Annotated in this window: 23 protein-coding genes and 1 pseudogene; 6 read left to right on the top strand and 18 right to left on the bottom strand. The window is 37.8% G+C overall.

Annotated elements, in window-relative coordinates; all coding sequences use genetic code 11:
- Positions 1 to 160: 160 nt before the first annotated feature.
- From ACQKEZ_RS17770 to ACQKEZ_RS17755, 4 genes are all read right to left on the bottom strand, one after another.
- A complete protein-coding gene (locus ACQKEZ_RS17770) occupies positions 161 to 1219 on the bottom strand; it encodes an LLM class flavin-dependent oxidoreductase (RefSeq protein WP_427303065.1) in 1059 nt (352 codons plus the stop codon).
- An 18-nt stretch (positions 1220 to 1237) separates the two neighbouring features.
- Positions 1238 to 1861, bottom strand: a complete 624-nt coding sequence (locus ACQKEZ_RS17765; protein WP_427303064.1) for a nitroreductase family protein — start codon at positions 1859 to 1861, stop codon at positions 1238 to 1240.
- A gap of 6 nt (positions 1862 to 1867) precedes the next feature.
- Positions 1868 to 2320 (bottom strand): MarR family winged helix-turn-helix transcriptional regulator, encoded by a 453-nt coding sequence (locus ACQKEZ_RS17760; RefSeq protein WP_427303062.1) that lies wholly within the window; start codon positions 2318 to 2320, stop codon positions 1868 to 1870.
- A gap of 171 nt (positions 2321 to 2491) precedes the next feature.
- Complete coding sequence (locus tag ACQKEZ_RS17755) at positions 2492 to 3040, bottom strand: dihydrofolate reductase family protein (protein ID WP_427303060.1); 549 nt, start codon at positions 3038 to 3040, stop codon at positions 2492 to 2494.
- Between the two features lie 189 nt (positions 3041 to 3229).
- Here ACQKEZ_RS17755 and ACQKEZ_RS17750 point away from each other — a divergent pair, with 189 nt between their 5' ends.
- Both ACQKEZ_RS17750 and ACQKEZ_RS17745 read left to right on the top strand, forming a co-directional pair.
- Positions 3230 to 3625, top strand: coding sequence for a VOC family protein (locus ACQKEZ_RS17750; protein WP_427303058.1), 396 nt, complete (start codon positions 3230 to 3232; stop codon positions 3623 to 3625).
- A complete protein-coding gene (locus ACQKEZ_RS17745) occupies positions 3622 to 4161 on the top strand; it encodes a GNAT family N-acetyltransferase (protein ID WP_427303056.1) in 540 nt (179 codons plus the stop codon). The genes ACQKEZ_RS17750 and ACQKEZ_RS17745 overlap by 4 nt, the downstream gene beginning before the upstream one ends.
- 121 nt (positions 4162 to 4282) lie before the next feature.
- Here the strand turns inward: ACQKEZ_RS17745 and ACQKEZ_RS17740 are convergent, their stop codons facing one another.
- The 4 genes from ACQKEZ_RS17740 to ACQKEZ_RS17725 all read right to left on the bottom strand — a co-directional run bounded on the left by ACQKEZ_RS17740 (position 4283) and on the right by ACQKEZ_RS17725 (position 8495).
- Positions 4283 to 5674 carry an MFS transporter gene (locus tag ACQKEZ_RS17740; protein ID WP_427303054.1) on the bottom strand — a complete coding sequence of 464 codons (1392 nt, stop codon included), beginning with the start codon at positions 5672 to 5674 and terminating at the stop codon, positions 4283 to 4285.
- A gap of 130 nt (positions 5675 to 5804) precedes the next feature.
- On the bottom strand, positions 5805 to 6809 hold the full coding sequence (locus tag ACQKEZ_RS17735) for a LacI family DNA-binding transcriptional regulator (protein WP_427303052.1): 1005 nt from the start codon (positions 6807 to 6809) through the stop codon (positions 5805 to 5807).
- Positions 6810 to 6905: 96 nt separating this feature from the next.
- On the bottom strand, positions 6906 to 7850 hold the full coding sequence (locus tag ACQKEZ_RS17730; protein WP_427303051.1) for a dihydrodipicolinate synthase family protein: 945 nt from the start codon (positions 7848 to 7850) through the stop codon (positions 6906 to 6908).
- Between the two features lie 210 nt (positions 7851 to 8060).
- Positions 8061 to 8495 (bottom strand): GNAT family N-acetyltransferase, encoded by a 435-nt coding sequence (locus tag ACQKEZ_RS17725; protein WP_427303049.1) that lies wholly within the window; start codon positions 8493 to 8495, stop codon positions 8061 to 8063.
- 148 nt (positions 8496 to 8643) lie between these two features.
- Between ACQKEZ_RS17725 and ACQKEZ_RS17720 the strand changes: the two genes are divergently transcribed.
- Positions 8644 to 9093 (top strand): AraC family transcriptional regulator, encoded by a 450-nt coding sequence (locus ACQKEZ_RS17720; RefSeq protein WP_427303047.1) that lies wholly within the window; start codon positions 8644 to 8646, stop codon positions 9091 to 9093.
- A gap of 82 nt (positions 9094 to 9175) precedes the next feature.
- Here ACQKEZ_RS17720 and ACQKEZ_RS17715 read toward each other — a convergent pair whose 3' ends face one another.
- The 6 genes and pseudogenes from ACQKEZ_RS17715 to ACQKEZ_RS17690 form a co-directional block, all read right to left on the bottom strand.
- Positions 9176 to 10108 (bottom strand): DMT family transporter, encoded by a 933-nt coding sequence (locus tag ACQKEZ_RS17715; RefSeq protein ID WP_427303045.1) that lies wholly within the window; start codon positions 10106 to 10108, stop codon positions 9176 to 9178.
- Positions 10105 to 11091, bottom strand: a complete 987-nt coding sequence (gene gntB, locus ACQKEZ_RS17710) for a guanitoxin biosynthesis L-arginine gamma (S) hydroxylase (protein ID WP_427303043.1) — start codon at positions 11089 to 11091, stop codon at positions 10105 to 10107. The genes ACQKEZ_RS17715 and gntB overlap by 4 nt, the downstream gene beginning before the upstream one ends.
- Positions 11092 to 11321: 230 nt before the next feature.
- Positions 11322 to 11423 (bottom strand): annotated as a pseudogene (locus ACQKEZ_RS17705) (GNAT family N-acetyltransferase); the annotation flags it as partial.
- 47 nt (positions 11424 to 11470) lie between these two features.
- On the bottom strand, positions 11471 to 12670 hold the full coding sequence (locus ACQKEZ_RS17700) for an MFS transporter (protein WP_427303041.1): 1200 nt from the start codon (positions 12668 to 12670) through the stop codon (positions 11471 to 11473).
- A 66-nt stretch (positions 12671 to 12736) separates the two neighbouring features.
- Entirely contained in the window at positions 12737 to 13336 is a 600-nt protein-coding gene (locus ACQKEZ_RS17695) for a TetR/AcrR family transcriptional regulator (RefSeq protein WP_427303039.1), read from the bottom strand.
- A 330-nt stretch (positions 13337 to 13666) separates the two neighbouring features.
- Entirely contained in the window at positions 13667 to 14830 is a 1164-nt protein-coding gene (locus ACQKEZ_RS17690; protein ID WP_427303038.1) for a Rap family tetratricopeptide repeat protein, read from the bottom strand.
- 262 nt (positions 14831 to 15092) lie between these two features.
- On the opposite strand from ACQKEZ_RS17690, the gene ACQKEZ_RS17685 reads away from it, so the two are divergent.
- Positions 15093 to 15542, top strand: coding sequence for a MarR family winged helix-turn-helix transcriptional regulator (locus ACQKEZ_RS17685; protein WP_427303096.1), 450 nt, complete (start codon positions 15093 to 15095; stop codon positions 15540 to 15542).
- Between the two features lie 57 nt (positions 15543 to 15599).
- Positions 15600 to 16511 carry an alpha/beta fold hydrolase gene (locus tag ACQKEZ_RS17680; protein WP_427303036.1) on the top strand — a complete coding sequence of 304 codons (912 nt, stop codon included), beginning with the start codon at positions 15600 to 15602 and terminating at the stop codon, positions 16509 to 16511.
- Positions 16512 to 16572: 61 nt separating this feature from the next.
- Here the strand turns inward: ACQKEZ_RS17680 and ACQKEZ_RS17675 are convergent, their stop codons facing one another.
- On the bottom strand, positions 16573 to 17721 hold the full coding sequence (locus ACQKEZ_RS17675; protein ID WP_427303034.1) for a type II asparaginase: 1149 nt from the start codon (positions 17719 to 17721) through the stop codon (positions 16573 to 16575).
- 380 nt (positions 17722 to 18101) lie between these two features.
- Here ACQKEZ_RS17675 and ACQKEZ_RS17670 point away from each other — a divergent pair, with 380 nt between their 5' ends.
- The gene (locus ACQKEZ_RS17670) at positions 18102 to 18476 is read left to right on the top strand and encodes a UPF0715 family protein (protein WP_427303032.1); all 375 of its coding nucleotides are present in this window, start codon (positions 18102 to 18104) and stop codon (positions 18474 to 18476) included.
- Between the two features lie 68 nt (positions 18477 to 18544).
- Here the strand turns inward: ACQKEZ_RS17670 and ACQKEZ_RS17665 are convergent, their stop codons facing one another.
- The 3 genes from ACQKEZ_RS17665 to ACQKEZ_RS17655 all read right to left on the bottom strand — a co-directional run bounded on the left by ACQKEZ_RS17665 (position 18545) and on the right by ACQKEZ_RS17655 (position 21092).
- The gene (locus ACQKEZ_RS17665) at positions 18545 to 19543 is read right to left on the bottom strand and encodes an alpha/beta hydrolase family protein (protein WP_427303030.1); all 999 of its coding nucleotides are present in this window, start codon (positions 19541 to 19543) and stop codon (positions 18545 to 18547) included.
- Between the two features lie 43 nt (positions 19544 to 19586).
- Positions 19587 to 20345: a MerR family transcriptional regulator gene (locus ACQKEZ_RS17660; protein ID WP_427303028.1), complete on the bottom strand. Its 759-nt coding sequence runs from the start codon at positions 20343 to 20345 to the stop codon at positions 19587 to 19589.
- A 126-nt stretch (positions 20346 to 20471) separates the two neighbouring features.
- Positions 20472 to 21092: a CPBP family glutamic-type intramembrane protease gene (locus ACQKEZ_RS17655; RefSeq protein WP_427303026.1), complete on the bottom strand. Its 621-nt coding sequence runs from the start codon at positions 21090 to 21092 to the stop codon at positions 20472 to 20474.
- Positions 21093 to 21117: the final 25 nt, after the last annotated feature.

Below are 21117 nucleotides of genomic sequence, written 5' to 3'. Positions count from 1 at the left end.
ATTGAAAAAATGGCTCATCAGTTTTCAGCTTGTCTTTTTACTGGCATTGACGACCGCTCCTTTCGCATCAGCAGCTTCCTGCCCTACCATCAAACCTTGTCTTCTAGAACCTTAAACAACTAAAAAAGTCGATAAGATCCGATGACCTTATCGACTTTTTTTAGTTTTGCTCTTGTTCTGCTTCCCAACGTGCAATTTCTTCTCTTACCTTTGGCGCAACCTCTTTTCCGAATAACTCAATCGCTTTTAATACTTGATCATGCGGCATCGAGCCCACTGGTACATGCAACATAAAACGCGTAATCCCTACGTTTTTGCGGAGATGAATAACTTTCTCTGCAACTGTGTCTGGATCTCCGACATAAAGCGCCCCTTCAAGTGTTCTTGCGGCATCAAACGTAGAGCGAGTATATGGCCCCCAGCCACGTTCACGTGCCAATGTGTTCATCACCTGTTGTGTTGAAGGGAAAAATTGATCTGCTGCTTGTTCTGTTTCCTCGGCAACAAATCCATGAGAATGTGACGCCACTGTGAGTTTTGACGGGTCGTGCCCCGCATGTACTGCCGCTTGTTTGTATAGCTGAACAAGTGGTGCAAATTGTCTTGGACTGCCACCAATAATCGCCAGCACGAGTGGAAGGCCGAGCATACCTGCACGAACAACTGATTCACTGTTCCCACCGCTACCGATCCAAACTGGTAATGGATCTTGAACAGGTCTTGGGTAAATACCAACATCACGAATCGCTGGTCGATGTTTACCGCTCCATGTCACTCGCTCTGATTGTTGTAGTTTTAACAGTAAATCTAATTTTTCCTCAAATAGTTCTTCGTAATCATTTAAGTCATATCCAAACAACGGGAAGGATTCAATAAATGAGCCTCGTCCTGCCATGATTTCTGCCCGTCCATTGGACAAACCATCTAATGTTGCAAAATCTTGAAAAACCCGAACCGGATCTGCGGAAGAAAGCACTGTTACAGCACTTGTTAAACGAATTCTCTCTGTTTGTGTAGCGGCAGCAGCTAATACAACTGCTGGATTTGATGCCGCAAAGTCCTCACGATGATGTTCCCCAACACCAAACACATCAAGCCCTACCTGATCTGCAAGAATAATTTCTTCAACCACTTCTCGTATACGCTGTGCATGACTTACGGTTTTCCCTGTTTGTAAATCTGGTGTTGCTTCAACAAACGTACTAATTCCTAACTCCATTTAAATGAACCTCCCATTTTATAAATATGTCACAAATTCAGAAACTGGCTTTCGATAACCTCTTGCTTGTCGGCTTTCTATTTTTTCTTTTCCTAATGTAATCAGAAGTACAGGTACTAAATCATTGTCGATTTGCAAAGCCTTCTTCATTGCCTCTGGATCAAAACCGATCATTGGGCATGTATCCCACCCTTTATTTTTCGCTGCAAGCATAAAAAGCATAGCAGATAACGAAGCATTTCGAATGGCTTCTTCTTTTTGAAAAAGCTCTCCTCTTTGCTCGTAGAAGCTCACTGTTTCTCTGACCATCTCTTCATACTGCTGCGTGTTTAAAATACCGAGCATTTTCAAGCCTTCATACAAATCTCCTGCTTTTTCGTATGCCTTTTGATGACCGAGGACTACAATGGCCGCTGATGCAGAATGGACTTTATACTGACCAAATGCCGCTTCTCTTACTTCCTCCTTCAACTTATCCGTTTGGACAACGATATAATGCGTGTGCTGTAAGTTAAAGGCTGAAGGTGCCAATTTTACATCTTCAAAAATACTGTTGAGCTCTTCTTTTGAAATATGGACATCCGTTAAAAAGTTGGATGCAGATCTTCTCTCACGAACCACTGTATCGAACGTTTCTGTCATCTAAAGTTACCCCTTTTCCTTTAGTTGTTCTGCACCTAAGCCTATTTTTTTTAACAGCACAGTCAATTGTTCTTTTTCTTCATGGCTGATAAATGATAGGTTCTCTGAAATGGCTACTGTATGTTTCGGGAAAATTTCATCAAATAATTGGTTGCCTTTTTGCGTTAAAACTACATGATAAATTCGTTTATCTGAAGGAGCACACTTTCTCTCCACAAGACCTTGCTTCTCTAATTTATTAACGACATATGTAATACTTCCACTCGGAATGGATAACGTATCGCTAATTTTTTGCACTGGGTGTGCACCTTTGCTATAGAGCAATTCTAATATCTGGAAATTTTCAAATCCAATGTCGTAGCTTTCAATATCCTTTTGAATATTTGTGAAAAGAGCTTTGTAGGCTTTCATCCAAACCCGAAATAGCCTTAAATCCAACTCGCTTTCATGATTCGCCATGACATCTACTCCTTTTTCTCCATAAATCCTAAAACTAGGATAAATTTATCCTAACACTAGGATATTTACCTGTCAATCAGTTTGTTTACACAAAAAAAGCCACCTTTTAAAAGCAGCCCGATTTTTTTCTTATGCTTAATTTGTTATTTGTGCAGTTTGATGTAAGAGATATTACATCTCGTTTCGTTCCTTTTTTATAACGAAATGTAGCTCTGCAAGTTGCTTATACCGATTGACCTCAAGCAGTTGGAGCTTGGTTTCATGCTCACTTGGATGAAAAAGTGGAATCCCTTTCCCGATTAAAACAGGTGCCACTTGAAGAATCAATTCATCTACAACATCTTCCTTTAATAAGGAATGAAGCAATTCTCCCCCTCCAACAATCCATATATGTTTCCCTTGTTGTCCTTTGAGCTCCTGCACTAACGACAGGATGTCCCCTCCAATGATGTCAGTGTATTCATTTGATTCCTTTAGGGTACGAGAGAGTACATAGCACTTTTTATCTGGATAAGGAAAAGCGTCCGGTGCTAGCTTTAACACCTGTTCATAGGTTTTACGTCCCAAAAGCAATGTATCTACAGATTCATAAAAAGCAGCGAAACCCGTTTCTTCCTCTCCCTCCGTTCCCATCAGCCAATCAAGCTCATGATTTTCTCCCGCTAAGTATCCATCAACGCTCATTGCTCCATAAAACAATACTTTTCGCACATTCTTCATTGCGCTCCTCCTTAATATACTCTAAATAAAAACAGAACATACATTCCCTTACAACTATAACAAATGAGAGAGCGTAAAAGCAATCATCATTTGTCGTGAGCCTTATTCTCAACTGATGATATAATAAATACATCTACAACTTGAAAGATGACACTGGTGACGACTCAGCATATCTGGAGGGAATTATTCATGATACGACGACTTGATCATTTCGTACTGACTGTCCAAAATCTTGAAACGACCATTCATTTTTATACCGATGTGTTAGGTATGAAAGAAGAGACATTCGGTGAGGGACGAAAAGCGTTACGGTTCGGTTTACAAAAAATAAATTTACATGAAGCTGGGCATGAATTCGAGCCAAAAGCCGCTCATCCTATTCCAGGCTCCGCTGATTTGTGTTTGATAACGGATATGGTGATGAATGATCTTTTACCACATTTAAGACGGCATGTTGTCAAAATCGAAGAAGGACCCATTCAGCGAACAGGCACTCTCGGTCCAATCGAATCTGTTTATATCCGTGATCCTGATCATAACCTGATAGAAATCTCCAGATATATTGATGATGAGGATCGACTATGAACACTCGTTTGTTTATTCGACCAATTGAAGAACAAGATTTTTCAGGTATCTACGAAAGCTGTCAGCATGAAGAAACGTTATATATGACAGGAACCCGCAAGCACTTTACTCTTGAGGAAATTAAGGATGCGTACCGCACCTTTCAACAGGATGATTCACGGCACGATTTCGCTATTTGCTTAAAAGACAATCAGCAATTGATTGGTGATGCATCTGTGACTGATATTGATCTTGATAACCAGTCGGCTGGATTTCGAATTGCCCTTCATGGTTCTCAATATTTTCAAAAAGGCTACGGCACAGAAGCAGTCCACCTCGTTCAATCTTTTGTTTTCGACACGCTAGAGCTCAACAGACTTGAGCTTGAAGTATTTTCTCATAACCCACGTGCCATCAGAAGCTACGAAAAAGCAGGATTTCAATATGAAGGTAAACGCAGACAAGCACTGCGCTTTCATGGACAATACTCTGATGAAATCATCATGAGCATACTCCGAGAGGAATATGAACAATTGAAACGTGGCAAGACCACTTAGGACTTTGCTTGTTTACATATTGTGATAAGTCAAACGAAGAAGAGGCAAAGTGTTCAATGAAGAATTTCTGATCAACTTCACCTCTTCTAATACAAAAATAAAGAACCTGCTTTCGATATGATTACGGGGCAATATCCTCCAAAACCTTCTCTTTTGTTTCAATCATTCTAAAAGCTAGGAAAGCACCCACAATTGTGACAGCCGCAAATAAAATGAAAATGGAGGAAACACCTCTTACTTCCAGCACATAGCCAACAATTATAGGTGCTATCGCTGAGGCTAGTCTAAGCCAGGCTGTTGCAAATGCTGTTCCAATGACTCGCATACGAGTTGGGTAAATTTCAGGTGTATATAAATAAAGAAGCACTGTGATTGTTCCCATCACGCCATATGCAGACGAACCCAAATAAATCACACTTTCTGGAGATTTCGCCCCACTTAACCATAATGCCGTTAACAAAACACCTGTTAAAACAAAGGCAATCGTTGCCCATCTTTTTCGTCCGACCTTATCAATTAAGAAAGCACAGGCAAAAACCGCGATAGTTTGCAGAATATTGGTCACGGAGGCTGCCCTAAGTGAGTCTTCAATTGGGAGTTTGTAGACTGTGTTATAGAGACTAGGAAGCCAATTGTTTAATCCATTGGACACAAAATAAGCTGAGAACCATAACGCCCAAACGATCAATGTTCTTTTACGATAGAATGGAGAAAACAACTCTTTCCAATCTCCTTTTACATCACTGTTGACAACATTCGTTTTTACTGGCATTCGTTTTTCTGTACTTGCCTCTATCTCTTCAATAATTTTTTCTGCTTCATCTAACCGACCTTTTGAAATGAGCCATCGAGGTGATTCTCTCAGCATAAAGAAAAAAGCAAATACGATTAAACCACCAATGCCTCCGATTAAAAACATCCATTTCCATCCAAAGCTTGGTACCACAAGCGTCCCAATTTGTGCAGAAATCATCAGCCCTAAGGGAAAGATCATTTCATATAGCATAAAAAACCGACCTCTTCCATGCGCACGGGATAACTCATTAATATACGATGCTGCAACAGGAACTTCTCCTCCAACACCAATTCCCTGTATAAAACGAAAGATGAGAAGTGCTTCAAAGTTCCCTGAAAATACGCAAGCAATACTCATGACAGACATTAAGAGTACGGTCCATTTGGCACTATATACTCTGCCGAATTTTTCTGCTAGCCATCCGAAGAAGATAGCACCGATGGCTTGTCCTAAATAACCTGATCCAATTAAAATCCCAATTTGTGCAGGCGATAAATTCCATAACCCAATGAGTACAGGGAGAACAAAAGCTAAAGATAAAGCATCGAATGCATCAAAAAAAGTGGCAGAACCCATAATAATACGTGGCTTCAAATGCCATCGTGAGAACGGGATACTTTCCATTCGAGTAAGCAATTGTGACGAGCGATCTGGTTGTTTTGAAGAATTTTTCACTCCGTCCTGATTTACAGCATTTTCAGTTGAATCTGCTCCCATCTTTTTCCCTCCTTAAATAGAGGAATTCAAGTAAAAGTACATTCCGGGGTGTCATTATTTTGAAATCGCTTACATTATATAAGGAAAGCAAACTCCAGAAACAAAATCTTCTAGAGTTTGAGCAATATCATTAGATTTTTGGCGTACCAGTGGTATCTCGATCTATATATTCCATTGGAAAAATGAGTTCTTTTCTTTCGATTTTCTCCCCTTCTACTAACTTTGTAAGCATAGATACTGCCTCTCCACCCATTCCAATTAAATCGACATGAACAGATGATAATGAAGGGGTGAGAAATTGAGTCATTGGTACATCATCAGCGCCGACTACAGATAAATCACGAGGAATCAACACTCCCGCCATTTCTGCTGCCTTCATGACGCCCATTGCCAAATAATCTGACGAGCAAACAACCCCGGTCATGTGTTGGTGATCCTTTAAAAAGTCGGATACTACTTCTACTACTTTTCCTCCATCGAATTCATCTAGTTCGAACACAAATTCATCAGAGACTGGTAATCCTAAGAACTTTAATGTGCTTGCATATCCTCTGTAACATCTGACACTGTGCATCGAACTCATTGGACCATTTACAAGACCAATGGTTCGATGACCTTTGTTGTATAGGGCGGTGACTGATTGACGTATGCCATCTTGATCATCTGGCCTGACACATGGAAATGGTGAGTTTTCTAAGTAACTGCCCACGACCACAATCGGGATCGCTAAACTTTTCAACCACTCTAAGCTTAGCTCTTCGTTTCTTGGCGAAAAAAGAATCGCTCCGTCTACCGCTTGTGTTTCTAGTAATCGTTTTTGTTGAATGGATGTAAAAGACATCAACATGTTAAATTCAGTTTGATCAATTTCTTTAGCAATACCATCTAAAATCGTTGAGAAAAACGGATTATTCAATATATAAGATCCTCGTGGAACAACTACTGCAATATTGCCCGTTTTTCGTTTAACAAGCCCACGTGCTCCTAAATTCGGCCGATATCCTAATTCTTCAATCACTTGCCGAATTCTTTCCGCTGTTTCTGCACCTACGCCTGGTTTTCCACTTAAAACGCGAGAAACAGAAGCTGTTGATACACCTGCTTTGAATGCAACATCTTTAATGCTAACAGTCAACTTTCATACCCCCGTGAGTCCGTTATTCATTACTCCTATTATAACTAGACCCACACTCATATTGAAATGGGTGTATCAAAACAAAAAACGAACAAATTAAACAGCATTCCCTTTTAGTAAACCAACACTCTGTAATCCTAATCGAATTTCTTCTTTTTCTTCATCATTTAAAGGCAGTACAGGCCTTCTAGCAAGCGAACTGCTTATTAATCCCCGTTGATACATCGCTTCTTTCATCCGTAAATGTGATGTCGAGGAAGGTTCATCCATTTTATATACAGCATGCTTTAATTCAAAGATTCTATCGTATACTTCGTTAGCAGCAACTAAGTCTTGATTTTTCACACATTTGACGAGCTCAACAATTAGATCTGGGACAAAGCAACCGAAGCCAACAAGTGCCCCATCAATTCCCTGAACTAAAGTAGGGAGTAAATATTCATCATGACATGTTAGCAGTGAAACATCAGGTGCATGTTTTTTAAGTGCACGTACATCAACTTCATACTGCGCCATATCTCTTTGTCCGACTTTAAAGGAAACAACATTTGGAATTTTTGACATTTCTAATAATTGGCTTGTTGTATAAGAAGTTTTTGTCCATGTCGGATATTGATGAACAATAATAGCAATATTAATCGCTTCAGCAACATCTTTAAAAAATTGAACTGGTGACTCTGGTTGCATTCCAAATCTGAGCCATGAATGTGGAGGCATCAGCAGAATACCACTACCTCCTGCTTCTTCAACTGCCTTTGCATGCTCAATCGCTTCGATTGTCCCCTCAGCAGATACACCAGAGATAACAGGAATACGCCCCTTCAATTCGTCCGCTGCAATTCGAACAGCTTCTGCACGTTCATGAGGAAGTAGCGTCATAATTTCTCCCGTATGTCCATTCACTACAATTCCGTTAATCCCTTCATTTCCTGCCACCCAACGGACAAGCTCACGAAACGCTGGTTCATCAATCGAATAATCATCTTTAAAAGGAATCAATACTGCCGGAAATACACCGCTCCATTTTTCTTTGTTTTTCATGATCATTTCCTCCTTTTAGTGCCAATTATTTTTCAGTAAACGTTTACGTAATTAATCGTAAGATGTAAGCGCTTTATTGTCAATACATTTTTTATTAATACGACTTTTTCTATGTTGAATGAACGGAAAAACAGGCACCCGTTAAGATGCCTGTTTTATGTTGAAGATACCCCAATACTTCTCATAATAGGACTGGGAAAATTCTTTGCTTTATGCGATCACATGCTGATCAATTTGTTGGATGGTAAAAGGCTTTTGAAGCGTGTGATTATGTGACACGCTTGTGCCTGATAAAAAAGAGAACCTCCACATTTCCTCCAATTGTTCACCAAGTACTCCCTTGATCACAGTATTCCAGCGCTCATTTGCAGAAAATAGCGTAAACCTTCTTTCCTGCTGTACAAACCACTCATACAAATCTACAACGGACTTCAGAAAAGACGAATGCCGCTCGTCTCCACCAATGAAAAATATACCTCCTTCAGTACCAACGAAAAACACTGAAGGCACTTTTGGATCATCTACATAAACAACACCTGGTATTGATCCATCCAAAATGGCATCAACAAAGGTGGGATAATCGGACTCTTTTTCTCTAAGCATTATCATGATTTCATCATGACGTGATTCGTTTATGATGTACAAATTGAATCCCTCCGAGTGTTTGATCTATCTTTCTTTTCAATTATGATAATCGGACTAAATACTGAAATAGTATATCAAATTCTTTTAAAAAAGCGCTTGCAAAATATTTTATATCAAATTATCTTAACTAAGAAAGGAGGACGATGATATGAAAATAACGATTGAAGAATTACCTGAATCCAGGATTGCTTATTTCAGAAATGTCGGAGAATATGGTGAAAAGCAAAACAAAGAACTAATGGAGGCGTTTAAAGAGTGGGTACAGTTAAATCGTATACCTAATCATTCTAGTATTTTAGGTATACCGCAGGATAATCCACAAGAAACGCCTAAAGAGAAATGTCGTTATGATGTTTGCGTTTTTATTCAAAAAGATTTTAGTGTGCCAGAGCCAGCGCAAGTTGGTCAATTTCCTGGTGGGAAATATGCTGTTTTCTTGCTTGACCATACAAAAGAAGCTGTCAGTGAATTTTGGAACAATATTTTCTCTGCGATAGAACAAAATCATTTATCAATAAGAGAGCAACCCATGTTAGAAAGGTATACTATACAAATGATTGATCAACATTTGTGTGAAATATTAGTCCCTATACAGTAAAGAAAGTGTGCTATTTTCAATATCGAACCGATAGAAAGCAGAAACAAAAGCACCTATTCATTTCACAGGTGCTTTCTCTTTCTTATTTTGCTTTTTGTTTCCACAGCCGATCTTTCCACGCTTCAACCTGCTTTTTTTCTTGCGGAGAATACTCAGATATATAGATGGCGATTAAAATCAAAAATGATCCCAACCATTCTATGCCTTGCACCGTTTCTCTTAAGATGATGAAAGCAAATACCGTCGCGAAAATAGGCTCAGTGAGCTCCAAAAATTGTACCTTATTGGCTTCTAAGTATTGCAATGCCTTGGTTGTGCAATAAAATCCACCGATGGTTGGAAAGATCGCCAGTGCAAGTAACGTCGGATACGTGTTGACTTCTGGAACGGTGAAACCTTCAACGTAAAATGGAATGGATAAATAAAAAACACCAAACAGCATCAAATACCAAATGAGTGCCAGACCACCTGTTAAGGAGAACTTTTTCGTCAACACTAAAAACAATCCATAACCAACACCTGCAACACATGCCAATATAGCGCCAAGTGAAATTTGGCCAGATGCTGCCCCTTCTGCAATGGCCATCACACTTAAACCAATAATTAGTAGAAATAGCCCGACAAACTTGAGTGTATTCTTTCGTTCCTTTAATAAGATCGAACTAAAAATAAATGTTGTGAAAACAGCCGAACCTAATAGCATAAATACCACAAAAGGAACAACCGCATAATGATAAGCCGTTGTTTCAAAATAATATAAAACAAAAATGCCTAGAAATGAGCAAAGTGCGATCGCCTTCACATGCTTTTTTAAACGTATGACCTGCTTTCGAAAGTCTGAGTGAAATAAGAAGAACATCGATAGGGCAATCAAAGCAATCAAGCATTTGTAAAAAGAGACTGCTGTAGGCGTTAGATTACTCACAAACAGCCCCTTACTCATAATGCCAACACTTCCATTTAATATCGCAGCGCCTAACGCCAGAAATATTCCTAGAATATATGTATTTTTCATGTGTGCTCCCTCAAAGATTGGTTAATTGGTAGTTTTTGATTTCTTATTAAATCGAGGATTAACGGCTCATTGCGATTTGATGAGATGAACACACCGCCCATTTTTTGATTCAGCTCCTCATATTTAGCATCCTTCATCATAATTTGATGTGCCTTCGCTATGTTCCAATATGGAATACTTGCTTGGAGATGGTGAGTCAAATGATAATTTTCCGCGTGAATACTTAAAAAGAATGCTTCAATCCAATGACTGAATCTGTTTCGTGTCATTTGAATGCTTTTCTTATTGTCTAGCACAAGCGGGTAGTGCTCAGCGATCTCAATAAACCAGCCAATCACCATAAATGCTGTGAAATATGGAATAATCCAATAAAGTATGACATACAAAAACAGATGAAAATACAAAAGAACGGCACTAATGATAAGCCACATCATGATCATTTGCGCATAATGTTTGGGGTACTTTCTAAATTGCATCATTCGGTGCTTAAAAACATATAAAGCATAACTAAAAATATTGATTAAAAACAATGGTTTTAGGACATATTTGATGAGGAAGTGTTGACTGTTTTTTAATCGATATAATCCCACTTCTAAATGATATTGATAATCTGGATCTTTATTCGGATCTCCTAAATGCATATGGTGTCCCTTCACATGAGAATCTCGGTAAATATGAAACTCCTGACCAATTAAGTAACCTGAAAAATACGTCCCTAACAGGCGGTTGAGTGTTTTGTTTTTAGCTAAACATAAATGAGAGGCATCATGTAGAATTGTTGCCAACGCCCGTTGTCTTGAGCCAATGATCAGGACGGATAAGGCGTAAAAACCAGCATGATATTCACCTAATAGAATTGCAATGGCAATCATGACATAATCATACAAAAGACCAATGATTCCTCGATAATTATTTGACTTGTACAAAGGCTGTAATTCATCTCGAATATTTCGAGAAAAGTGATAAAACTCATAACTTGCCACCTGCGTTCCCCCAACTTCTCAATGAACGACCACATAACATTCGAGTTGCACATTGGTTATATTTTGAATTATTATACAAAATATAACATAAAAATACAATGACATATTTTAAAAAAGAGCTCGATCTTTCCGAGACTCTTTTACGGAGCAATCTATTTTCATTAGAAAAGATTGAAGCATATGAACATCCAATGAAGTTAACCTTTTCATTTGAGCAGGTGCAAGAATTGTTACCGCACTACAAATTTGTACATAAGGATATCATCCACATATTCATTTTCATTCAGTAGAAACTCTTTTATTTTGCGTCCTTCCTCCACAAAGCCCATTTTTGATAAAACGCAACGGCTCAATGTACACTTTCAGTACACCCTTTCGCTCAGCTATTTGAAACGTCGCCCACTTTCCCTTTCCACACTAGGGTCAAGCCAAGACCGATAAACAAGACCACTCCTGCGAAGAGAAACGGAAAATGAATATTCACATCGAATAAGGTGCCACCTAAAGCTGAACCAAAAATGGTTCCTAAGCTTGTATATGTTGAGTTCATTCCGGCGACAAATCCTTGCTGGTTTCCTGCTACTTTTGATAGGTACGTGGTCAGTGCAGGACGCAATAAATCAAACGCTAGGAAAATGACACATGTTACGATAAGCACAACAATGAACCCTGAAACGATAGTAGAACCAAAGGCTAATACAGCGCCAATAATGAGACAAAGCTGAATCACTTTTTTCTCTCCAAGATGATTGACGAGTTTGCCGAATACTAACACTTGAATAATAACAGCTACAATTGAACTAGCGGTTATTATGACGGCAATGTCCATTGTCGTAAAACCGAATTTATAATTTGTAAATAAGCTAAATATAGTCTCGTAGGCTGCTAAACCAAACGCTAGGACAAAAACGATAATAAAAGCGATTAAATAATTAGGATGAATGGACTTTTTCAGATCTTTAAAGAAAGAAGACTGCTTTGAATTCTCTAATAGCTTTGTACGTTCTTCTTTTGACAATGGCTCTTTTAGCATAAAAATAGAAGAGATCACAGCAATAAAAGCAATACCTGCTGCGAAATAAAACGGCATGCGTACACCGTAATTTGCAATAAATCCTCCTATTCCAGGCCCAATGATAAAGCCTGTGCTGATTGCAGCTGATAGATATCCCATTGCCTTTGATCTTTCTTGAATTGTCGTAATATCAGCTAAATAGGCTGTGACAGCTGGCATGATAAATGCAGCACTCACACCTCCCAAAATCCTTGCTATATATAAAATGGACACATGCGTGCCTAATCCAAATATTAATTCAGATAACGCAAACAGAAATAGTCCTATCACAATGATGATTTTTCTGCCAAAGCGATCAACCCACCTTCCTAAAAAAGGCGACGCAATTAATTGTGCGACGGCAAACGCAGCAAAGAGATATCCCATTGTACTTCCCGTTAAATGCATCTCTTTCATGAATAACGGCGTGACAGGAATGATTAAACCGATTCCTAGAAAAGCAATGAATATGTTACTTAATAAAATGATCAATACCACTTTTTGTTCTTTTATCGGCTTTTGCATGTTGTTTCTCCTTTATCATATCTCCTTATCCTATTCATTTTCGTAAAAGGGCAAGCTTACGCCTCATCAGTTGACGAAACCATGAATAAACATGGAGATAGCTTCTTTTTGTAATTCTTTTCTTTGGTGAATGGTATCGTCTTTATATAAAACATCCAAGCCGTAAAATACGGATAAAAGTATTTTCACTTTTGATTCAACATTGTGAATCGTCCAGCTCCCATCTTGGTTGCCCTCTATCAGAATCTCTCTCATCACATCATCAAATTCAATATCTATTTTGTTGAGCCGCTCCACTACTTCTTCAGATGTAAACGCACTCGCATAAAATTCCTCGCTCGCTCTCATTAATGGATAATTGATCGTCATTCGACTCAGCAATTCTGCAAAACCATATAACTTTAGAGCAGCATCCTTCATGTCTCGTTTCATTACTTGCCATTCTTCCATCATGACCCGATGATCTTCTTCCATAATATGAAGAAAGAGAAACTCCTTCCCTTTAAAATGGTGATAGAGGTTTCCTTTACTCATCTCTGCCGCCTCTAAAATATCTCGAATCGACGTTTCTGAATATCCTTTCTTTGCAAATAAATCACGCGAAGTGGATATCAGTCTTTGCTTTGTCTTTTCGCTTTTTCCGATCCCGGCTTGAGCACTTGTCATCTCACATTTCCTTTCATATACCTAGTTTTTATTTGCATTCGAGAATCAAAGCTCGACTCCATCACAAATAATTTGCTAGAATCGATCCAATAAAACCGACCAGTTGGTTTATTTTTTATTATAAAAGGATTTTACCGATCCTACAATCAAAAAGCAATGGTTTTTTTGTTAAGGTTTGAAATATATCCCCATTCTAAAAATAACCAATAAGAATCGAAAACAGAATTCTATTAAATAAAAAAAGAGCATAATGATATGCTCTTTGATTATGAACCAAAACGATCTGATAATGTACTTGTGTTCTCACCAACATCTATATAGTTAAATTGATTAATCACAAATGTAGCCACGCCCATTGTAATCATCAAAATTGAGATAACTACTTTTCGGTTCATACATAAACTCTCCTTTTTTAATTTGATTTCTAGCTAAAATTACCCTACGATAATATTCAGCAGATAGTGCCTGATCTCCTCTTTTGAAAAATAAATCGGCTGCTTCATTTGAATATTCTTCAATATCTGCATAGAGTCGATTGTAATTAAAATAGGAAAGAGCTTCGTCTATGAGTGATGTATCGTCTTTATAATAGAGTCCGTCGATTAACTTAAATTTTTCAATATATTCTTTGTCTTCTAGGGTTCTGGCTCGTTCATATCCCTTTTTAAAATAAACTTTAGCCTCTTTAAAATCGTTTTTTTGAAGAAGTAGGTGAGCTAAATTAAATAAAGTTTTCGTTTTGAAACTATGCCCTTCTACATTAAAAATCTCAAGTGCTCTTAAAAGATGAGCATATCCTACATCATATTTTCCTACAATCCGATATGCAATGCCTAGGTTCAGTTCAATCGTTGCAATCAAGTGCCTTCTACCTGTTTCATGCGCCTCCTGTAGACCCAGCTTCAATTCTCTAATTGCCTTCTCATTATCGAGAACATCCATTAAATTACCTGCAATGATAAAGCGACAATGAATGATGCGATCTTTATACGTATCATATTTTTTATAGATTTTTAAAGCTCTTTTTGTATAGTTAAGAGAAAAGTACGTTTGTTTCATATAATAAAAGACTTCTGAAACTTTAAAATAAAATTCAGCACGCTCGATTTCATCTTGAATTTCTGACAATCGATCTTCTGCCATCTGATAGGCACTAATTGCTGTCACTAACTCTTTTCTTCTAAATTCATACATCCCCATAAAAAAGAAAAAATAATACTCTAACATTTTATTCAATTTATTTTCCTTTTTCTTCAATACCTCATAAGATGGCTTTATTTCTTCTACACTCTTAGATTTCATATAGACAAGCATTATTTCATGCCTAAATAACAACAACTGATAGTACAGTAGAACATCTTGATTTTCTTCCATCTGATTCAGTTCACTCTCAACCTCTTGTTTGATCGATTCAGCCTGCTCCACTCGGTCATTTTTGATTGCAGTATACCAAAGGTTTAATTTTGTCGTTACTAAATCGTAAGGAATCAACATATTTATCCACTCTCCCCCCTTCATAGATTCAACGAATCATCTAAATATATTCTATATTATGTCAAATAGAAAAATGCTTTAAAAGTGACTTTAGTTCCATAAATAAGCAAATACACCTTAAATTTCCCTTAAATTAATCTCATTGTATTGAGTACATCTTCATATTAGATTTTGGTTCACTCTAAATTTTATTTTTCTTAACATTTAACCTTTCTTATATGTTTTGCATATACTATAATTTAAGGAGGAAGAGGTGAGCCAAATGGATGAAGAAATCATTCACTTCAGCCAGAAAATTATTGAGTATTCAAATGCACTTAGTGCTATTTATGTAAAAGACTATAAAAATCTCATGAAGGATGATGAATTCACAGAGTTATCCACAAGGCAGCAACTCATTCTTGAACTGCTGCGTATGAAAACTCGAACAGTCAATGAATTAGCCGAGTATTTTTCTGTATCGGCTAGTGCAGCGAGTCAGCTTGTGTCAAAGCTTGAATTGCTCGGATATGTGAAGCGTACCATCAATCCAAATAATCGTAGAGAGATCCTCGTAGACCTTGATCAGAGAGGGCATAAGTTTCATGCGATGATTGAAAAAAATCAGCTGTATATGATCAAAAAATATTATGCAAAGCTTCCGAAAGAGGATTTAAAAACATTGTTATCACTCTATGAAAAAATTTATGCCATCGCAACAGAAACGCCATAGATATGGCGGCTTCACGACAAATATTTAAGGAAGATTAACTATTAAGGAGTGAGAAATATGAGTGTGATTCAACTGAAGGATGGACGAAAAATTGGAATCATCGAGTATGGCGACAAAAATGGATTTCCTGTGTTCTTTTTCCATGGGACACCTGGCTCTCGTATCATGTTTTTAGATGATGACCCAACTTCTATAGAGCTTGGGGTTCGTTTGATTAGTTTAGACAGGCCTGGGTTTGGTTTATCTGATGCTAAACCGAATCGAACGGTTTTAGATTGGGCAGAAGATGTCAACGAAGTGGCAGATGTATTAGGAATCCCTTCTTTTTCTGTGCTAGGGGTATCAGGAGGAGGGGCTTTTGCAGCAGCTTGTGCATATCAATTGTCACATCGCGTTCTCTCTGCGGCTCTCGTCTCAAGTGCTACACCTTTCCCTGACGGAAAACCGACAAAAAATATGCTGAAGGAAAACAAGATGGCCTTTTTCCTTAGTAAAAGAATGCCGTGGCTTTTAAAAGCAAGCTATCGTGCGCAAAAAAAACTAATCGAGAAAAAACCTGAAAAATTCATGAAATTAACCAAAGATGGGAATAAGCATCTCCATGAATGGGATCGACAATTTCTTCAGACAGATGAACAGCTACAGTTGATCATGCAACATTTATATGAAGCATGTCGCCAGTCTGTAGATGAATGTATCAATGAGCCAGATTTGCTTACAAAACCTTGGCAATTTGAGTTAAAAGATATTCAGGTTCCTGTCGACGTTTGGCATGGAGAAGAAGATACGATGGCACCATTTGAAGAGATGAAAAAACTAGCTCCTACCATTCCCGATGTTCGTACGCATTATATTTCAAAAGCCGCTCATTTTTTAACAGATGTTGATCAAATTTGGCGTGACATATTAACATCACTCCAGACACGCAGTGAAAATAGAGAAGATCCCTCAGCACTTGAACAGAAATAAATAAAAACGAGTATGCAAAAAAGACCTGATTATCATATCATCAGGTCTTTCTCTATTGTAACTAATATTTTTCAAAGTACGTTTGAATTTTTTCAGGATCTTTCGTTTTCGTTAAAGCGAGCATAAGCAGTATACGAGCCTTTTGAGGATTTAATGAGTCTGACGAGACAAAGTGGTTCTCGTCATCCATTTGTTCATGTGTCACAATACCATTACCAACACGACTTGATCTTACGACAGCAATACCTTTTTTGACAGCATCTTTGGCACCTTTTATCGCTTCTGTTGACATGGTACCATTACCGACACCAGCCACGACAATTCCTTTTACGCCTGCTTTTACTGTCGCATCATACAAGTATTTTTGGTCATTTTGATATGCATATAGAATATCAACTTGAGGTAGCTCCTTTAACTGAGATACATTAAATTCGCTTTCTGTTGTATGCTTTCTCGTCGGCTCATTATAGAAAGATACGACTTCACCAGTAATCTCTCCCATATACCCTTGTTCAAGTGATTTGAAAGAGTCTGTTGTCGTTGTATTTGTTTTCGTAATAAAGCGAGCAGAGCCAATACGGTCATTAAGTGTCACCATTACTCCTTTGCCTTTTGCTTCCTTGGTTGAGGCAATTTTGACAGCTTGGTACAGATTGAGTGGTCCGTCTGCACTGATGGCTGTAGCTGGTCTCATAGATCCGACAATAACAACTGGTTTTTCACTGTGTACGACCAGGTTTAAAAAATAAGCGGTCTCTTCTAATGTATCGGTTCCATGAGTGATCACCACTCCATCCACATCGTCATCCTTCAATAGACTATTTACACGTTTAGCCAATTTTAGCAGAAGGGCATTATCTACATTTTCGCTACCCACGTTTGAGACTTGCTCACCGCTGACATTGGCAACATTTTTTAACTGCGGAACGGACTCAATGATTTTATCTATTCCGAGTGAACCTGATTTGTACCCAGTTGTATCTGTGTCATCACTAGAAGCACCTGCAATTGTACCTCCAGTAGCCAGCACTTTGACATTCGGAAGTGTTTTATTCCCTGTCTCGACAGCTCTTGTGTTTTTTGTTTCATTTTTTGTTACCTTCTTTGTGTTATCACTATCTCGTTCCTGTACACTTGTGTTTGCACAGCTTGCTGTGAACAATAACAATACTGAAAGCAACATGACACCTAACCATTTACTGACGTTCATCCATCTTCATCTCTTTTCATAAGGAATGTGATTGACCCAATATCTTTATCTTATAGATTTCACTCTATAATATTCATTCATTCTTTATCATGAGGCGAAAGTTCTTGAATACATATAGGGTTAAATAATCATAATTGACAGCTAATCAGCTATTTAGAGGGCAAATAGTAGCGTATACGCCCTTTTCATAAATCTTCTGCCTCTTTTGTAAATGACTTCGCCACAGATGACAAAAAGAATCGTGTAAATGTATAAGGGTGTGAAATTGCTGAAACATCTTTACAAACGGTGGACTGGCATAAGACTTAAAAAACATATGAACCATCAAAATATCCAATATATGCTATAATATATTAGATAAATGATAGGGGCGTTGTCTAATGTTTGCAAAATATAATTTGAACAAACACATACTTAAGATCATGCTTACTTTAGCCATTAGTTCTATTTTACTTGGATTGTTTGCTTGTATATCCATATCATCCTTTGCAAATCTATCGCTTGGTTTTATTCTTTTATACACTCCTGTTTTTTTTGTTTTTTATTTCATATTCGCTGTTCCTATACAGTTTTTTCTTAATAGGAAACCTAAAAAATTTAGCTTTCTCTATCTCACTACCTATCTAATTGTTTCAGCATTGGTCATCTTTCTAGTGCTCAATGCGCCCCGCAGTTATGTTTCTGTTTCCACTGTTCTCATGAGTAGTCTCATCTTCTGGGCGTGTGATTCACTTTTTTATCAAACGAGAAACTGAAAAACACCTTTTGCCTAAAGGTGTTTTTCTCACTTTATATAGTCAATTCTTTTTACACTATAGCTTTCTCACCTCAAATACTTAATGAGTTCTTCACAATAATTAAGATAATCCTTACTGATTAACAAGTCTTTCGGTGCTAGAGCTGCCGCTAGAAAGGTAAGTGTTTTTGAATGCTGTATTACTGGGTTCAGCATAGAGTGTTCCACATTTTCAATTGTTTTTACGGTAAGTAATGTCTTAGGTACGTACTGTTGATATCGTTTCTTTGTTTCTTGTGAGTCTACATTTCGGTCCTGACGCGCTAAGACCAAATGAATCGGAGAGGTGACCTTCTTTAAATCTTCTGTCGAATCAGCTAATACATTCTTCTGAATAAACATATATCGATCTTTTGTTAACTCGTTCTCCCCAGTTTTCTTCACATATTCCTTATAAGCTACGCCTTTCAATAGAAACTTGACCTGTTGATCCTCCCGCTTTAATTCCTGTTGAATCTTTTGGTCTGTTGCTTCCTCACTTTTCAATCTTTGAATCGTATAATATCTTCCTTGTCTCAACCAATTCACGGCTGGTGCAACTAGAATTGATGCTTCGATATCTGTTCTCTCTGCAGCAACCTTCGGAATAACCCATCCGGCTTGACTTGCTCCCCATAAGACAATTTGATCTGATTGGATGTTTTTTTGTTTTTTTGCCCAATCAATGACTTCCCCTACCTCTTTGGCTCGATCATTCATTGATTGATAAAGCCAGTTCCCTTCTGATTGGCCAACTCCAGGTTTATCCCACGAAATGGAGGCATATCCCTGCTTTGCAAACCGCTCCATCAAAGGGCGGTAACCCCCATCATATAAAGCATTTTGAGCCCCGTCCCCATGAACAAAAAGGACAATTCCCTTCACCCTTTCTTTCGCAGGTGTTGTTAAAACAGCAGAAAGCTTCCCTTTTTTTGTGTGTATCGTTACTTGTTTCTCTGTCATATCAAAGCTGTTCTCATAGATGATCACACACGAAGCCATTGCAATCAATGCAATGAGGAAAATGAGCCATCTCCTTTTTTTCATCACATGTCCCTCGCTATCTCTATTCAATTAACTGTCATTGTAGTTATATTTCCGCACATATTTCTACCGAATATACCATTGCATCTCGATGCGCTACGGATAAAGGAATATTCTCATACAAGATGATATATTCAGCATGCATAAGTCTTCCCTCTACGCCTGCATCATTTAGAAATGCATTCATTTCTTTTGTGATTTGAGATTCTTCATCTACAAAAAAACTGTTCACTGCATATTTCCCTGCTGGCAATATGACATCAAAATTGTATTCATTGCTTTTATAATAAGAAATCGGCCTGTGACTTCCTCTTTTTAAAAGAAAGTATCTTTCATCAAAGGCCGATAGATCATATTCTTCTTGATGAATGATTTGCTTAAGATTTAATTCCGTCTCACCTTTCAATAACTGTTGTGGAACTTTCTTTAAATAACGTATTTGTCGCTCTTGAAAGCTAATATGATTTATCTCTAAACTGTTTTGAAAATGAACGATTTCTTCGAGCTTTTCTTTCATTTGTTTCAGTTCTTGAATTTTCTGTTCTGTTGTTGAAAGTAATTCTTGGAAAGAGTCACGAAAATCATGTTTTTTAGAAAAGCTAGATTTGATACTTTGTATGGAAAACCCCACTTTTCTTAAAAAGAGAATATGATATAGCATGTACACTTCTTTTTCTCCATAAAGCTGATAGCCATTTTGATCAATTCGACTTGGTTTTATCAAGCCCTGATCAACATAGTGACGAAGGGTATATTTCGTAATGTTTAATAGCTTGGCCATTTCTCCACTCGTTAAATACTGCATCTGCTCCCTCCTTATTGGTTTTATTTTAAACTGTGTAGTTACCACATAGTCAATCTTTCTAAAAAAAAGAAGCAAATGGATGAGTCATTTGCTTCTTTTCGTTGCATATTTTCTCTGAATGAAACTTCATTTGTTTTGTGATGTCCCATCTCCCTTTTTCATAAAAAAGATACTCGCACATACATTGTAAGCTGCATGCGCGACCATTGGCGCGATTAGTGAACCAGTCCAGTAAAACAACAGGCCAAAAACAAGACCCAAAAGAAAAATGATTGCATGTAATATGATACGTCCCTTATATTGCGGTACATGGACCAACCAAAATAGGAATGAACTGATGATAATCAAAATCCAAGCAGGGACATCAGCCACAAAAAGACCGATTAGCACACCACGGAAGAAAAACTCTTCAAAAAAACCAGCACCAAGCGAAATCGTCGCGATACCGCTAGGCGTCTTCATCATTCGCTTAAGTAAGTCGCTTCCTTCTGTTTCAGGAACAGTTGTTTTTGTAATCAAACATATTCCTGAAGCAAGTACAGCTCCTAAACCTCCAATGATCAATCCAACTAGTAAATGTGTGACATAATCATCCGTTATATATAACGAGGTGAGGAATGGGATCGTCTCATTTCTCTTAAATATGTAAATGAAGAACAATCCAATATAGAAAAAGACTGATAAACCTGCGAAGATCTCTAGTAATATTTTAGAATGAGTTTTTGTTGTATGACGATATTCACTCATTTGAATCTCCTTTTGTTAGTTATTT

This window comes from Bacillus sp. NPDC077027 (assembly GCF_050269555.1).
GTDB lineage: Bacteria > Bacillota > Bacilli > Bacillales > Bacillaceae > Bacillus.
This window is presented reverse-complemented; position numbering and strand designations above follow the sequence as displayed.